Genomic DNA, 14,381 nt, shown 5'->3' on the forward strand with positions numbered 1-14,381 from the left:
GTTATAATGAATGAAGATTATAATTTGGAGGGAACTATGACCTTAGCGAAAATTGTATTTGCCAGTATGACTGGAAACACCGAGGAAATTGCCGATATTGTGGCGGATAAGCTAAGAGAACTAGATGTAGAAGTTGAAGTGGACGAGTGCACCACTGTCGATGCAGAAGATTTCTTGGAAGCAGATATTACGATTGTAGCGACCTATACCTACGGTGATGGTGAGCTGCCGGATGAAATGATGGACTTCTACGAAGACTTGTCTGGATTGGATTTGTCTGGCAAGGTCTATGGGGTAGTCGGTTCAGGCGATACTTTTTATGATGAATTCTGCAAGGCTGTTGATGACTTTGATGCTGTTTTTGCGGCTACAGGAGCAGTGAAAGGTTCAGAATGTGTCAAAGTAGATCTTTCTGCAGAAGAAGATGACATTGAGCGATTGGAAGCATTTGCGGAAGAATTGGTAAGTAAAGTTTAAAATGATAAATAGAGGAAACGGCTGTGGCCGTTTTTCTTTTGTTAGAGCCTTATTTTCTGACAATTCTCATGATTAGGAGTATAATATAGGTAAGCGTTATCCCTTAGATAAAGGAGGAGTTCCTATGAAAGAACGCGACTATGCCTTTGGCTTCCATGATGATGTCAAGCCACTCTTTTCAACTGGTAAGGGCCTGACTGAAGAAGTTGTTCGAGAAATCTCAGAAATCAAGAATGAGCCCCAGTGGATGTTGGATTATCGCCTCCGCTCTTTGGAACTTTTTCATAAGCTACCCATGCCTAACTTTGGACCAGATTTATCAGGTATTCGCTTTGATGATATTATCTACTATCAGAAACTAAGCGGAGATCGGGCTCGCAGTTGGGATGAAGTCCCAGAGGAGATTAAGAAAACCTTTGATCGCTTGGGAATTCCAGAAGCTGAGAAGCAGTTTCTGTCTGGAGCTGTGGCCCAGTACGAATCGGAAGTGGTTTACCATAATATGAAAGAAGAGTTTGCCAAGTTGGGGATTATCTTTACTGATACGGATACGGCTGTTCAGGAATATCCAGACTTGGTCAAGCAGTATTTTGGTACTGTGATTTCAAATGCTGAGCATAAATTTTCTGCGCTTAATAGTGCGGTTTGGTCTGGTGGAACCTTTATCTATGTGCCTAAGAACGTCCAGTGCCAAGTTCCAGTTCAGACTTATTTCCGTATCAACGGAGAAAATGCTGGCCAGTTTGAGCGCTCTTTGATGATTATCGAAGAGGGCGGTTCTATCCAGTACATTGAGGGCTGTACAGCACCGACTTACACAAGCAATAGTCTTCATGCGGCAAATGTCGAGATCATTGTAAAAAAGGATGCCTTTTTCCGCTATACAACCATTCAAAACTGGTCGGACAATGTCTATAACCTGGTAACGGAGCGGGGGATTGTTGAGGAGGGCGGCACCTTAGAGTGGATTGATGGAAACTTAGGCAGCAAGGTCAATATGAAATATCCCTGCAGCATTCTTAATGGCCGAAATGCCAGAACCTCTGTCCTCTCTATGTCCTTTGCCAACTATGGTCAGCACTTAGATGCGGGTTGTAAGGTTTTTCATAATGCGCCCAAGACTTCCAGTACCTTAATTTCTAAATCAGTGGCTAAGGATGGCGGCAAGACAGACTATCGTGGTCAGGTTCGCTTTGGCAAGAATAGTGCAGGATCCAAATCTCATATCGAGTGCGATACCATTCTCATGGATGGTGAGTCCAGCTCCGACACCATTCCTTTTAATGAAATTCATAATTCCAATGTCGCGCTAGAGCATGAAGCCAAGGTTTCCAAAGTGTCTGAGGATCAGCTCTACTACCTGATGAGCCGAGGAATCAGCGAAGAAGAAGCCACAGCTATGATTATCAACGGATTTATGGAACCCATTACCAAAGAACTACCAATGGAATACGCCGTCGAACTCAACCAACTCATCAACATGAGCATGGAAGGCTCAGTTGGTTAAAAAGGTCCAGCGGACCTTTTTAATCTGCGGATAAAAACTCGCTTTTGCGAGTTTTCTTTTAATTTAAGGTCCAGTGGCCCTTTTTTATTTAGGATAAAACTAGAAGATTTTACTATTTTTTGATATGATAGATAGAATATAAGGAGGAATGAGATGACGTTAGAAGAAATCAGACAGGAAATTGACCAAGTAGATGACGCACTCGTTGCCTTACTAGAGCAGCGTATGAATCTGGTCGGCCAAGTTGTGGCTGTTAAAAAATCGACTGGGAAGGCCGTCGCAGATCCTAAGCGAGAAGAAAGGATCTTTGCTAGAGTTGCGAGCAAGATTGAGAATAAGGACTATCAAGAAACGATTCTTGCGACCTTTGCGGATATCCTAAAGCATTCACGTGCTTTTCAGGAGAAGCAAATAAGATGAGTGAAGTAAAAAATTCTTTAGCAATCTTCTTGGGAGCTATGCTAGGCGGTTTACTTCGTTATCAATGTTCATTATTTCTCACGTTCACGGGACATTTTCCTCTAGCGACACTTTTGGTCAACTATTTGGGAACTTTCTTGTTAGTCTATTTGGTTAAAGGCTATCTCAGTCGCAAGCAAGTTTCTAAGCATTTGTTATTGGCTTTGTCGACGGGATTTTGTGGCGGCTTGACGACTTTTTCTAGTCTTCTATTAGATTCGCTCAAATTGCTGGATTTAGGCCGTTATCCAGAATTGCTCCTATATCTTGTTTTGAGTATCGGCGGCAGCCTTTGCATTGCTTTATGGGTTGGAAGGAAGGTGACCGCATGATTTGGTTTTTGCTCATTGCTTGCGGTCTAGGAGCTCTTGTCCGTTACTTTTTTTCTAAGGTTAATAGCAGAGCTGCTTTGCCAATAGGCACCTTGATGGCTAATGTACTGGGAGCTTTTTTGATTGGAGTTTTTTATAATCATATCCAAGATAAGCAGCTGTATAGCATTTTGGCAACAGGTTTTTGTGGCGGTTTAACGACTCTTTCCACTTTTAATGCGGAACTAGTAGAGCTATTCTCAGATAAGAAGAAGTTTAGCCTCTATCTGATGCTGACCTATTTTTTAGGATTTTTAGCCATTCTTTTAGGAATTTTTATCTAAAAATCTTTACTTTTGCTAGAATTTTGATATAATATACCTTGTGCATAAATGGATGCACTAAAAAAACGGCTAATCCGCTGTCGTCTAGAACTACAAGATTAGCAAGATAGGAGAAAAAATGAATCCATTAATCCAAAGCTTGACTGAAGGTCAACTTCGCTCAGATATCCCTGCATTCCGTCCTGGTGACACTGTCCGCGTTCACGCTAAAGTTGTCGAAGGAACTCGCGAACGTATCCAGATCTTTGAAGGTGTCGTTATCGCTCGCAAAGGTGCTGGTATCTCAGAAAACTACACAGTTCGTAAAATCTCTAACGGTGTAGGTGTTGAACGTACTTTCCCAATCCACACTCCACGTGTTGACAAGATTGAAGTCGTTCGTTACGGTAAAGTTCGTCGTGCTAAATTGTACTACCTTCGTGCATTGCAAGGTAAGGCAGCGCGTATCAAAGAAATCCGTCGTTAATATCAGAAATGACTCTGTCACTTGGCAGAGTTTTTCTCTAGTCCCCTTAGTTCAATGGATATAACAACTCCCTCCTAAGGAGTAGTTGCTGGTTCGATTCCGGCAGGGGACATTAAACAACACTTAAAACCCTTGATTAACAAGGGTTTTTGTTATATTTGTCCCAAATCCGCCCCAAAAGTTTCGAAAATATTTCTTATTCGATTATGATTTTTTTCTTCTTGTTGCTCTAAATGATGGGTACAGACTTATACATGCTCAAAAGAGATTGGTCTATCGGAAGCTAGATGATGAAAGTAAGTTTTTTGCAGTGGAGCACACAAGCATTAGCGCTCACTTTTTACAAAACTTAAAGAGGAGTGTGGACAAAAGATTGTTCATAAAATCGTTCTAAAATAATTACAACAAAACTATTTTCTTCTAGGATTAGTTGAAATAGGTCGTTTCATAGCACCTCCTCGACTTCCACAAGTCGCTCCCTTCACGGGGGCGTGGATTGAAATACCTTATCTATTCGCAAGAAAAATAAAAAAATAGTCGCTCCCTCCCAGAATGTGTTTTTTCATGAACCTACTGCGGTTAACAAAGAGCAAACCTCTCCTTTTGGTTGTAAGGTTATTTGTCAGTTTTAGAGCTGTGTTGTTTCGAATGGTTCCAAAACCGCTCCAAAGATCCCTACCTAGTCCAATAAATCCGACTCTTAAAAAGAGAGTCGGGTTTTAGTTTTGTTCGATTTCGATTTTTTACTATAACTTTTTTGCAATTTCGGGTTGTATTTTTTTAAAATTCTGCTATAATAGTATAATATTTATTTAGGAGGAAGAGAATGAGCTATATTTTGGAAATTTTACCTAGTCTTCTAAGTGGAGCAGCAACCACCTTGCAAGTGTTTGCTTTGGTCTTGGTTTTTTCGATTCCTTTGGGAATTATGCTGGCATTTTCAATGCAAATTCGCTTGAAGCCCCTGCAATGGCTGCTTCATATTTACATTTGGATCATGCGCGGGACGCCGCTTTTATTGCAGTTAATCTTTATTTACTATGTGTTGCCAAGTATCGGCATTCGGCTGGATCGGATTCCTGCAGCGATTATTGCCTTTACACTAAACTATGCGGCTTATTTTGCGGAGATCTTCCGCGGAGGAATTTCTTCTATTCCGACTGGACAGTATGAAGCCGCGAAGGTTTTGAAATTTACTCCTGTTCAGACGATTCGCCTGATTATTTTGCCGCAAGTCGTAAAAATTGTGCTACCTAGTGTCTTTAATGAAGTCATGACTTTGGTGAAAGATACCTCTTTGGTTTATGCTTTAGGAATTTCAGACTTGATTTTGGCTAGTCGTACGGCGGCTAACCGAGATGCAAGTCTGGCACCGATGTTTGTTGCAGGCTTGATTTACTTGCTCTTAATCGGTTTGGCCACCTTGATTGCCAAGCAGGTCGAAAAGAAATTTAGTTATTATAAGTAGGTGCTATTATGTTAGAATTACGAAATATTAGTAAAAAATTTGGTGATAAGCAGATTCTAAAGGATTTTAATTTGATTGTGCCTGAAAAGCAAGTATTGGCCATTGTTGGACCTTCTGGTGGAGGGAAGACGACCCTTCTGCGTATGCTGGCAGGCTTGGAGACAATTGATTCGGGACAAGTGATTAATAATGGAGAGATTTTGGATGTCACTGAACTTGAAAAGCGCAATCTTTTAGGCTTCGTTTTTCAAGATTTTCAGCTCTTTCCTCATTTGTCTGTCTTGGAAAATTTGACCTTATCACCAATACATACAATGAACATTTCCAAAGAAGAAGCTGAAGAGAAGGCGCAGGGCTTATTGGCCCGTTTAGGCTTGTATGAGCATGCCAAGGCCTATCCTTATTCGCTGTCAGGCGGGCAAAAACAGCGGGTCGCTTTGGCTCGTGCTATGATGATCAACCCAGAAATTATCGGATATGATGAGCCGACTTCTGCCTTGGATCCTGCCTTACGCTTGGAAGTAGAAAAACTCATCCTCCAAAATCGGGAAATGGGGATGACACAAATTGTAGTCACACATGATTTGCAGTTTGCGGAAAACATTGCGGATTCTATTCTCAAAGTCACACCAAAATAAGGGAGGTCCGAATGAAACTAAAGAATATTCTTTTGACCTGTTTGACCTTGATCCTAACTTTTCTGCTCGGTGCTTGTAGTTCCAATGTCAGCGATCCCAGCTTGGATAACTGGAGCAAGTATGAGGAGAAAAAACAGATTACAATTGGTTTTGATAATACCTTTGTCCCTATGGGATTTGAGCAAAAAGATGGCACTTATGCAGGCTTTGACATTGATTTGGCCAATGCTGTTTTTGAGGAATATGGAATTAAGGTGAAATGGCAGCCGATTGATTGGGATATGAAAGAAACAGAGTTGACCAACGGCACGATTGACCTTATCTGGAATGGCTACTCCGCGACGGATGAGAGAAGAGAAAAGGTAGAATTTACCATTCCTTATATGAAAAATGAGCAGGTTTTGGTCAGCAAAAAATCCTCTCATATCTCACAGGCCAGTGATATGGTAGGAAAAGTATTGGGTGCTCAAGCAGGATCTTCTGGCTACGTAGCGTTTGAAAGCAATCCTGAAATTTTGAAAACCATTGTTAAAAATCATACAGCGACTCAGTATCAGAGCTTTAACGAGGCGCTGATTGACTTGCAAAACGACCGGATTGATGGTCTCTTGATTGACCGCGTCTATGCCAATTATTATCTGACAGAAGAAGGAATTTTAGATCAATATTCAGTTTTTTCAGTTGGATTTGAGAGCGAGGACTTTGCGGTCGGGGCTAGAAAGGCGGACCGTACTTTAGTTGAAAAAGTAAATGCCGCTTTCGGGAAATTATACCAAGAGGGAAAATTCCAGAAAATCGCTGAGAAGTGGTTTGGAGAGGATATTGCGACAGACCAAGTGAAAGCATATAAAAACAACTAGCAGAAAACTAGTTGTTTTTTCGTGTTTCTTGGTGGAAGATATTTTGCCAGACTTCGTGGCGGCGCCAGAGGCTGGTATGGATGACATCCCCGATTTGATAGCGAATCAGCTTAGTCTTTTGGCTAACGGATGTAATTTCTAAATTTTTGATAGGAGAAGTTTGGGCTCTCTCTAGTTGAAATTCCTCTTTGTTTAGCTGGCGACCATCTTGGGAAATGTAGACAAAATCAGAGGAAATAAGTGCATCCAATTGACTGCCTTGGTCGACTAATTGCTCACGCATCAGGAGCTTTTGATAAACATTATCCAGAATCTCATCTTCAGGAATCGGAGCTGGCTCAATATGAATATCAATGTCGAAGACACCGAAGTCTTCCTTGAGCATATCCTCTACCTGATCAGCAATTTCGTGGCTTTCAAAGACGGAGAGGTCAGGATTCATTTCCAGTATAATATCTAGATAAATATTGCTGCCATAGGTCCGACCACGCTGGGATTTGACGCGTGTGATTTTAGGAATTTCCAGAATGGCACGCTTATAGTCGTCTAAAAGGTCCTGATCAAAGCCGTCTGATAGGCTGAAGGAGGACTCCATGAAAATATCATAGGCTGTTTTCAGAATGAAAAAAGTAATAATGATGGCTGCTAGCCTATCAACGATGGGAAACTTCAGGGAGCTGGCAATAATAGCAACCGATGTGCCTAGAGAAGTGATGGCGTCCGAGAGATTGTCCTTGGCAGCCGCATCCAGAGCTTTGGATTTTACCCTTTTGGCTAGGTTTTTATTGTAAAGATAAACGCCAAACATGATGATGGCCGATACAATCCCGACGATGGCTCCCACAGGATCAATCAAGGTTTCTTCCTTGTTAATGATTTTTTGAGCCGTATCAATGAGGACATTGAAACCGACAAAAAACATGATGAAAGAAGTAATTAGGCTGGCCAGATCTTCAATCTTCCAATGGCCGAAGCGGTGGTCCTTATCCGCTGGTTTTCGGGCCATGCGCAGGCCGATTAGGACCGCTAGATTGGCAACGATATCGGAGACGTTGTTGAAACCATCCGCCGTCAAACTGGAGGATGTCAGTGCTGCACCTGCAATGATTTTTGTAACGGATAGGCCAATGTAGGTGGCAATTGCCAGGAGAGCGCCTCGTTCAGCAAGTTTGAGATTGTCGCTTGGATGATTGTTCATGGTTGCCCCTTTCTAAACTATTATTATAACTTTTTCACACTTGGATTTCAAATGAGGTAGTTGCCTTTTCGATAACAAATTCGCTCGAATTTTGATATAATGGAAGCATTGATTTTCAGTTTGATGTTATATTGAAAGGATAGAAGATGAATCCCTTATTAAACGGTATGAATGACCGTCAGGCCGAAGCGGTCCAGACGACAGAAGGCCCCTTGTTGATTATGGCGGGGGCTGGTTCAGGAAAGACTCGAGTCCTGACCCACCGCATTGCCTATTTGATTGATGAGAAGATGGTCAATCCTTGGAATATCCTAGCCATTACCTTTACCAATAAGGCGGCGCGGGAGATGAAGGAACGGGCAGCTACACTCAATCCAGCTACTCAAGATTGCTTAATCGCCACCTTCCACTCCATGTGTGTGCGCATTTTGCGACGAGAAGCAGATCATATTGGCTACAACCGCAACTTTACGATCGTTGATCCGGGTGAGCAGCGAACTTTGATGAAACGGATTCTCAAAAATCTCAATCTGGATCCTAAAAAGTGGAATGAGCGCGCCATTCTAGGGACCATTTCCAATGCAAAGAATGACCTGATTGATGAGGTGGCCTATGCAAATATGGCTGGTGATATGTACACAGAGATTGTAGCCAAGTGCTACACGGCCTATCAAAAGGAACTGCGCCAGTCTGAGGCCATGGACTTTGACGATTTGATTATGTTGACTTTGCGCCTTTTTGACCAAAATCCTGATGTCCTGACCTACTACCAGCAACGTTACCAGTATATCCATGTGGACGAGTATCAGGATACCAACCATGCCCAATACCAGCTGGTCAAACTCTTGGCTTCTCGCTTTAAGAATATCTGTGTAGTCGGGGATGCTGACCAGTCTATCTACGGCTGGCGGGGAGCAGATATGCAGAATATCCTGGACTTTGAAAAGGATTATCCAGAAGCCAAAGTTGTTTTGCTTGAAGAAAACTATCGCTCGACTAAGACCATCCTTCAGGCAGCTAATGAAGTCATCCGAAACAATCGCAATCGCCGTCCGAAAAATCTCTGGACTCAAAACGAAGACGGTGAGGAAATTGTCTACTATCGGGCTAATGACGAGCAGGACGAGGCTCTCTTTGTCGCCCGAACTATTGATCAGCTGAGCCGAGAAGGCTACAGTCATAAGGATTTTGCGGTTCTTTACCGAACCAATGCCCAGTCACGGACGGTGGAGGAAGCCCTGCTCAAGGCTAATATTCCCTATACCATGGTCGGTGGCACAAAGTTCTATAGCCGTAAAGAAATCCGCGATGTTATTTCTTACCTCAATCTCATTGCTAATCCTAGCGACAATATCAGCTATGAGCGCGTGGTTAATGAGCCCAAACGTGGTGTCGGACCGGGAACGGTAGACAAGATTCGGAATTTTGCAGCTAGTCAAGAAATCTCTTTGCTGGAGGCATCAGCCAATATCATGCTTTCGCCAGTCAAAGGCAAGGCGGCTCAGGCAGTTTATGAGTTTGCCAATCTGATACTCGACTTGCGGGATCGTTTGGATGACTATAGTGTGACTGAGCTAGTCGAGCTTGTTCTGAAAAAGACAGGTTACTCAGTCGCCTTGGCAGCTCAGGCAACCTTGGAAAGCCAAGCACGGATTGAAAATATTGAAGAATTCCTGTCTGTAACCAAGAACTTTGACGAAAATCCAGACAATCCTACTGATGAGACAGGTCTGGACAAGCTCAGCCGTTTTCTCAATGACTTAGCCTTGATCGCAGACACAGACGACGGAGATCAGGAGAGTTCTGAAGTAACTCTGATGACCCTCCACGCAGCCAAGGGATTGGAATTTCCAGTCGTTTTTCTGGTTGGTATGGAGGAAAATGTCTTCCCTCTGAGCCGAGCATCTGAAGATGAGGATGAGCTGGAAGAGGAGCGCCGTCTGGCCTATGTCGGTATCACCCGAGCAGAAAAAATTCTCTATCTGACCAATGCCAATTCCCGTCTGCTTTATGGTCGTACCAACTACAATCAGCCGACTCGCTTCTTGAGAGAAATCAGTTCAGACTTGCTAAACTATCAGGGACTGGCTCGACCAGCCAACAGCTCCTTTAAGGTTAGTTATACCAACAGCGATACTAGCAAATTCGGTCAGGGCATGAGTCTGGCCCAGGCTCTACAAGAGCGGAAACGTCAGGCAGCACCAAGTTCGATTTCTACAGGCAGCCTGCCTTTTGGCAAGAGCGGTCAGAACCAGCTATCTAAGCCGGAAGTTGCTTGGGCTATTGGAGATATTGCCCACCACAAGAAATGGGGCGATGGGACAGTTTTAGCAGTATCTGGTAACGGCAATAGTCAAGAACTTAAGATCAATTTCCCAGAAGTAGGTCTGAAGAAAGTGCTGGCCAGCATAGCACCGATTGAGAAAAAATCATGATTAGGCGGTCGATTGAAGCCTGGATTTTTCATCCAGAGGAACGAGAAATCTTGCTCTTGAAAGTGGAAGCTGAGAAAGTTTCCTTTTGGCAGCCCATTACTGGTGGGATTGAGAGTGGCGAGAGTCCAGAAGAAGCCTGTCTTCGTGAAATAAAGGAAGAGACAGGCTTGGTCTTAGCTTGTTCAAATCTGACTAGTCTTGGAGATTTTACGGTAAAGATTGATGAAAATCTGACCATCCACAAAAATCTCTTTCTGGTTCTGACAGAGCAGAAGGAAATCCAGATTTCTGATGAGCATGTGGGAGCTCAGTGGGTAGCTTTAGACAAAGTTTCATCGCAGTTGTATTGGCCCAGCAATCAAGCGACTTTTGAGATTATATCTGAGAAGCTATAAGATATAGCTTCTCTTTATTTCTTTTGATAAGGAAATTCTATTAGTCAAGTAGGTCGTTTAGTGGTAGACTTATCACATAACTATAGTGAGGTGACCTTATGACACGTGAATTCAAATTTGAAACTCTGCAGCTTCATGCCGGACAGACAGTTGACCCGACAACTAAGTCGCGGGCTCTGCCTATTTACCAGACAACTTCCTATGTGTTTGACGATACTCAGGAGGGAGAAGATCTTTTTGCCCTGCGCAAGCCGGGCAATATCTACACTCGGATTACCAATCCGACTCTGTCTGCTTTTGAAGAGCGGATTGCGGCTTTGGAGGGTGGAGTTGGAGCTCTAGCGACAGCTTCTGGTATGGCAGCCCTTACCTATACTGTTCTAGCCTTGGCGCATGCTGGCGACCATGTAGTAGCAGCCTCTACCATCTACGGTGGTACCTTTAATCTGCTCAAGGAAACCCTGCCTCGCTATGGCATTACCACGACTTTTGTGGATATTGAAAATCTGGCTGAAGTAGAAGCAGCCATTCAGGACAATACAAAGTTGGTTTTGATTGAGAGTTTGGGCAATCCGCTGATTAATATCCCTGACTTTGATGCTTTGGCAGAGCTGGTTCATGCTCATAAAATTCCGCTGATTTCCGACAATACCTTTGCTACACCATATCTGATCAATGTTTTTTCTCATGGAGTGGACATTGCGGTGCATTCTGCGACCAAGTTTATCGGTGGCCACGGAACCAGCATTGGTGGTGTGATTGTGGACAGCGGTCGTTTCGACTGGGAAGCTTCTGGCAAGTTTCCGCAGTTTGTGGATCCAGACCCGAGCTATCATGATATCAGTTATACGCGCGATGTCGGAGCAGCAGCTTTTGTTACTGCTGTGCGGACCCAGCTCTTGCGCGATACGGGCGCAGCTATGTCTCCCTTTAATGCCTTTCTCTTCCTGCAGGGGTTGGAAACTCTCTCTTTGCGTGTAGAGCGCCATGTGTCCAATGCCGAGAAGATTGTGGAATTCTTAGCAGGGCATCCTAAGGTCGAGCAGGTCAATTATCCCAAGCTTGCTGACAGTCCTTATCATGCTTTGGCTAAAAAATATTTCCCTAAAGGCGTGGGCTCTATCTTCACCTTTAATGTCAAAGGTGGAGAGAAAGAAGCTCGTAAGGTTATTGACAGTCTGGAGATTTTCTCTGACTTGGCAAACGTAGCCGATGCTAAGTCTCTGGTTGTCCATCCAGCTACAACGACTCATGGTCAGATGTCACCAGAGGCTCAGCTAGCAGCAGGCATCACACCAAATCAAATCCGTCTTTCTATCGGCCTTGAAAATGTGGATGACTTGATTGAGGATTTGAGAATCGCCTTAGAATCTATTTAATTTTCAAGGCCTCTAGACCACGTAAATAAGATTAAAACTAGGTTTTTGCCTAGTTTTTTGTTATAATGAGAGATATTAAAAAATAGCAGGTAATCAATATGACAATTTCAGTGATTGTTCCGTGCTTCAATGAAGAAGAGTCTATTCCTTTGTTTCATGAAGCCATGGAAGCGGTGAAATATCAAATCCGTGACCAGTTCGAATATATTTTTGTCAATGACGGATCGACGGATCGGACTTTGGATGTTTTGCGTGAGCTCAGTAGTCGCTGTCCAGATGTTCACTATTTGTCCTTTTCTCGTAATTTCGGGAAAGAAGCAGCCCTCTATGCTGGTCTGCAGGAAGCAAGCGGGGATTTGGTGACAGTCATGGATGTAGATTTGCAGGATCCGCCCGAGCTTCTGATTGAGATGAAGGCAATGCTGGACTCGAATCCTGAGCTGGACTGTGTGGGAACCCGCCGCACTACTCGTGAGGGAGAGCCGCCAATCCGAAGCTTTTTTGCCAATTTGTTCTATAAGCTGATTAACAAGATTAGTCAGGTAGAGATGGTAGATGGTGCGCGTGATTTCCGACTGATGCGACGCCCAATGGTAGACGCTATTCTGGAAGTTTCAGAGTACAATCGTTTCTCCAAGGGGATTTTTGCCTGGGTTGGCTTCAATACCGAGTACTTGGAATATAAAAATGTCGAACGAGTTGCTGGCAAGACCTCTTGGAATTTCTGGTCGCTTTTCAACTATTCTTTGGAAGGTATCGTCAATTTCTCTGATGCGCCGCTCAACATCGCCTTTTTAGGGGGTATCCTGTCTTGGATTTTAGCCTTTATCTTGATGGCGGTAATTATTATCCGTACCTTGGTTTTTGGTGACCCAACATCGGGCTGGCCGTCCCTCATGACCGTTATCCTCCTTCTCGGAGGTTTCCAGCTGTTGACCATCGGCATATTGGGTAAATACATCGGCAAAATCTTTATGGAAACCAAGAAACGACCAATTTATGTGATTAAGGAGAAGAGTAATGCAAAAAGATAACCATAACCATAAATATAAATACATGTTTATTTTTATATTAGTGGCTGTATTTTTTCTGGTGTTCCTGTTAAATCGTTTTACCCTCTATACATCAGATGATTTTACTTATCATTTTTTGTACAGACAACCTTTTCCTGATGGACACGAGCAACCAATTAGAAATATTTTTGATTTATTGTTGTCTCAAATAAATCATTGGAGAGTGTGGAATGGTCGTTTTACAGGACATACGATTGTTCAAGTTTTTATGCAATTTGACAAAATTGTATTTGATGTTATTAACTCCGTAGTATTTGTAACTTTATGTTTATTGCTAGATCATCTTAGCTCTAGATTTTCTACTGGTTCAAAAATAAGATACAAGTCGTTTTATCTCATTGTAATTTTTCTACTTCTATGGTGGTTCTTGCCAGAGATAGGAAAGACAGTCTTGTGGGTATCAGGTTCGGGAAATTACTTGTGGACTGCTGTCTTAGATTTGGTTTGGCTGTCCTTGATATTTAAGCAGAAACGATTCCCTTATTTGCTACTTTTAACGATTCCTTTGGCATTTTTTGTCGGGGCAGGAAATGAGAATACCTCCCCAGCAATTATTATGTTGGTTGGTTTATTTTCCCTTTATGATTGGTTTATAGAAAATAGATTTCCAATTGAGAGAGTTTTAGAAATTGTATTTGCTAGTGGTGGTTTTTTCTTAATGTTATTATCACCAGGTTCTCAAAAAAGAGCAGGGGCAATTTCAGTTTTTGATGGGCTCTATGACAAACTTCATAACCTTTTTCAACTAAGCTGGGGGCGTTACGGGGTTCTATATATCATCCTGTTGTTACTCGTTGTCTATGCTCTGTTTAGAAAGTATCTAAGAAAAGAGCAAATACTTGCTATTAGCTTTATTTTAATGGCTCATTTGGCTTGTATCTATTCATTGGTTGTGAGCAATGAATTGCCAGAACGGATTTTCTTTGGGGCAAGTGTACTTCTTATCTTAGCTCTTCTAATCCCCCTCAAAGTGATTTTTGTTGAAGAGAAAAAGTGGGTGAGGGGGATTGCGGTGTATGCTCTTTTGCCTGTTGTTATTAAATTTGGGATGTCTTACAGTAACGCTCTTAGTGATGTTCACGATACTTACTTAGCTGTTAAGGAACAGTACGAGGAAGTACGCTTGGCAAAAGAAAAAGGTCAAGAGTTTGTCACCTTGAGGCGTTATACAGAACCAAGAACCCTTTTCAATGCTTATAAAGGTACAGCGAATTTAGGTCCATCTAAAGATGATTGGTTTAACCAGTGGATGGCAGCTTATTTCGAAATTGAAGGGATTGAAAGTACTGATTAATTTTGGTTTAAAGCAGATTTTTTCTGCTTTTTTTGGTATAATAAATTCATCGAATATTTATGATCTGAAAGGAAAAA

The 14,381-nt window shown here is 42.6% G+C and carries 15 protein-coding genes and 1 tRNA gene; 15 read left to right on the forward strand and 1 reads right to left on the reverse strand.

Annotated features, from left to right (window positions below):
- Positions 1-36: 36 nt before the first annotated feature.
- The 10 genes from A0765_RS07810 to A0765_RS07855 all read left to right on the forward strand — a co-directional run bounded on the left by A0765_RS07810 (position 37) and on the right by A0765_RS07855 (position 6,530).
- Positions 37-477 carry a flavodoxin gene (locus A0765_RS07810; RefSeq protein WP_037586414.1) on the forward strand — a complete coding sequence of 147 codons (441 nt, stop codon included), beginning with the start codon at positions 37-39 and terminating at the stop codon, positions 475-477.
- Between the two features lie 124 nt (positions 478-601).
- Positions 602-1,984 carry a Fe-S cluster assembly protein SufB gene (gene sufB / locus A0765_RS07815; protein ID WP_061909505.1) on the forward strand — a complete coding sequence of 461 codons (1,383 nt, stop codon included), beginning with the start codon at positions 602-604 and terminating at the stop codon, positions 1,982-1,984.
- 153 nt (positions 1,985-2,137) lie between these two features.
- The gene (locus tag A0765_RS07820; RefSeq protein ID WP_048763700.1) at positions 2,138-2,404 is read left to right on the forward strand and encodes a chorismate mutase; all 267 of its coding nucleotides are present in this window, start codon (positions 2,138-2,140) and stop codon (positions 2,402-2,404) included.
- Positions 2,401-2,775 carry a fluoride efflux transporter CrcB gene (crcB, locus tag A0765_RS07825; protein WP_062005813.1) on the forward strand — a complete coding sequence of 125 codons (375 nt, stop codon included), beginning with the start codon at positions 2,401-2,403 and terminating at the stop codon, positions 2,773-2,775. Before A0765_RS07820 ends, crcB (A0765_RS07825) begins: the two co-directional genes overlap by 4 nt.
- A complete protein-coding gene (crcB, locus tag A0765_RS07830) occupies positions 2,772-3,098 on the forward strand; it encodes a fluoride efflux transporter CrcB (protein ID WP_062005815.1) in 327 nt (108 codons plus the stop codon). The genes crcB (A0765_RS07825) and crcB (A0765_RS07830) overlap by 4 nt, the downstream gene beginning before the upstream one ends.
- Before the next feature lie 118 nt (positions 3,099-3,216).
- On the forward strand, positions 3,217-3,564 hold the full coding sequence (gene rplS, locus A0765_RS07835; protein WP_005590628.1) for a 50S ribosomal protein L19: 348 nt from the start codon (positions 3,217-3,219) through the stop codon (positions 3,562-3,564).
- Positions 3,565-3,604: 40 nt separating this feature from the next.
- Positions 3,605-3,676: transfer RNA gene (locus tag A0765_RS07840), tRNA-Arg, on the forward strand.
- A 714-nt stretch (positions 3,677-4,390) separates the two neighbouring features.
- Positions 4,391-5,032 (forward strand): amino acid ABC transporter permease, encoded by a 642-nt coding sequence (locus tag A0765_RS07845; RefSeq protein ID WP_062005817.1) that lies wholly within the window; start codon positions 4,391-4,393, stop codon positions 5,030-5,032.
- Positions 5,033-5,040: 8 nt separating this feature from the next.
- Positions 5,041-5,670, forward strand: a complete 630-nt coding sequence (locus tag A0765_RS07850; protein WP_062005819.1) for an amino acid ABC transporter ATP-binding protein — start codon at positions 5,041-5,043, stop codon at positions 5,668-5,670.
- 11 nt (positions 5,671-5,681) lie between these two features.
- On the forward strand, positions 5,682-6,530 hold the full coding sequence (locus A0765_RS07855; RefSeq protein ID WP_062005821.1) for an amino acid ABC transporter substrate-binding protein: 849 nt from the start codon (positions 5,682-5,684) through the stop codon (positions 6,528-6,530).
- A gap of 7 nt (positions 6,531-6,537) precedes the next feature.
- Here A0765_RS07855 and A0765_RS07860 read toward each other — a convergent pair whose 3' ends face one another.
- Complete coding sequence (locus A0765_RS07860; RefSeq protein WP_062005823.1) at positions 6,538-7,728, reverse strand: cation diffusion facilitator family transporter; 1,191 nt, start codon at positions 7,726-7,728, stop codon at positions 6,538-6,540.
- A gap of 146 nt (positions 7,729-7,874) precedes the next feature.
- Between A0765_RS07860 and pcrA the strand changes: the two genes are divergently transcribed.
- The 5 genes from pcrA to A0765_RS07885 all read left to right on the forward strand — a co-directional run bounded on the left by pcrA (position 7,875) and on the right by A0765_RS07885 (position 14,304).
- Positions 7,875-10,163: a DNA helicase PcrA gene (pcrA, locus tag A0765_RS07865; RefSeq protein WP_062005825.1), complete on the forward strand. Its 2,289-nt coding sequence runs from the start codon at positions 7,875-7,877 to the stop codon at positions 10,161-10,163.
- Entirely contained in the window at positions 10,160-10,558 is a 399-nt protein-coding gene (locus A0765_RS07870) for an NUDIX hydrolase (protein ID WP_062005827.1), read from the forward strand. The genes pcrA and A0765_RS07870 overlap by 4 nt, the downstream gene beginning before the upstream one ends.
- Positions 10,559-10,656: 98 nt before the next feature.
- Positions 10,657-11,937: an O-acetylhomoserine aminocarboxypropyltransferase/cysteine synthase family protein gene (locus A0765_RS07875; RefSeq protein ID WP_062005829.1), complete on the forward strand. Its 1,281-nt coding sequence runs from the start codon at positions 10,657-10,659 to the stop codon at positions 11,935-11,937.
- Positions 11,938-12,035: 98 nt separating this feature from the next.
- Entirely contained in the window at positions 12,036-12,971 is a 936-nt protein-coding gene (locus A0765_RS07880; RefSeq protein WP_062005831.1) for a glycosyltransferase family 2 protein, read from the forward strand.
- Entirely contained in the window at positions 12,958-14,304 is a 1,347-nt protein-coding gene (locus A0765_RS07885; RefSeq protein WP_062005833.1) for a DUF3329 domain-containing protein, read from the forward strand. The genes A0765_RS07880 and A0765_RS07885 overlap by 14 nt, the downstream gene beginning before the upstream one ends.
- Positions 14,305-14,381 lie beyond the last annotated feature (77 nt).

It is taken from the genome of Streptococcus cristatus (assembly GCF_001588905.1).
In the GTDB taxonomy this organism is placed as follows: Bacteria; Bacillota; Bacilli; order Lactobacillales; family Streptococcaceae; genus Streptococcus; species Streptococcus cristatus_N.

What these genes read in the sequence shown, in the direction of transcription:
- A0765_RS07855 (WP_062005821.1), top strand. Translation starts at nt 5,682, where the DNA reads ATGAAACTAAAGAATATTCTTTTGACCTGTTTGACCTTGATCCTAACT.
- pcrA (WP_062005825.1), top strand. Translation starts at nt 7,875, where the DNA reads ATGAATCCCTTATTAAACGGTATGAATGACCGTCAGGCCGAAGCGGTC.
- A0765_RS07845 (WP_062005817.1), top strand. Translation starts at nt 4,391, where the DNA reads ATGAGCTATATTTTGGAAATTTTACCTAGTCTTCTAAGTGGAGCAGCA.
- crcB (WP_062005813.1), top strand. Translation starts at nt 2,401, where the DNA reads ATGAGTGAAGTAAAAAATTCTTTAGCAATCTTCTTGGGAGCTATGCTA.
- A0765_RS07850 (WP_062005819.1), top strand. Translation starts at nt 5,041, where the DNA reads ATGTTAGAATTACGAAATATTAGTAAAAAATTTGGTGATAAGCAGATT.
- A0765_RS07885 (WP_062005833.1), top strand. Translation starts at nt 12,958, where the DNA reads ATGCAAAAAGATAACCATAACCATAAATATAAATACATGTTTATTTTT.
- A0765_RS07810 (WP_037586414.1), top strand. Translation starts at nt 37, where the DNA reads ATGACCTTAGCGAAAATTGTATTTGCCAGTATGACTGGAAACACCGAG.
- sufB (WP_061909505.1), top strand. Translation starts at nt 602, where the DNA reads ATGAAAGAACGCGACTATGCCTTTGGCTTCCATGATGATGTCAAGCCA.
- rplS (WP_005590628.1), top strand. Translation starts at nt 3,217, where the DNA reads ATGAATCCATTAATCCAAAGCTTGACTGAAGGTCAACTTCGCTCAGAT.
- A0765_RS07870 (WP_062005827.1), top strand. Translation starts at nt 10,160, where the DNA reads ATGATTAGGCGGTCGATTGAAGCCTGGATTTTTCATCCAGAGGAACGA.
- A0765_RS07875 (WP_062005829.1), top strand. Translation starts at nt 10,657, where the DNA reads ATGACACGTGAATTCAAATTTGAAACTCTGCAGCTTCATGCCGGACAG.
- A0765_RS07820 (WP_048763700.1), top strand. Translation starts at nt 2,138, where the DNA reads ATGACGTTAGAAGAAATCAGACAGGAAATTGACCAAGTAGATGACGCA.
- A0765_RS07880 (WP_062005831.1), top strand. Translation starts at nt 12,036, where the DNA reads ATGACAATTTCAGTGATTGTTCCGTGCTTCAATGAAGAAGAGTCTATT.
- crcB (WP_062005815.1), top strand. Translation starts at nt 2,772, where the DNA reads ATGATTTGGTTTTTGCTCATTGCTTGCGGTCTAGGAGCTCTTGTCCGT.
- A0765_RS07860 (WP_062005823.1), bottom strand. Translation starts at nt 7,728, where the DNA reads ATGAACAATCATCCAAGCGACAATCTCAAACTTGCTGAACGAGGCGCT.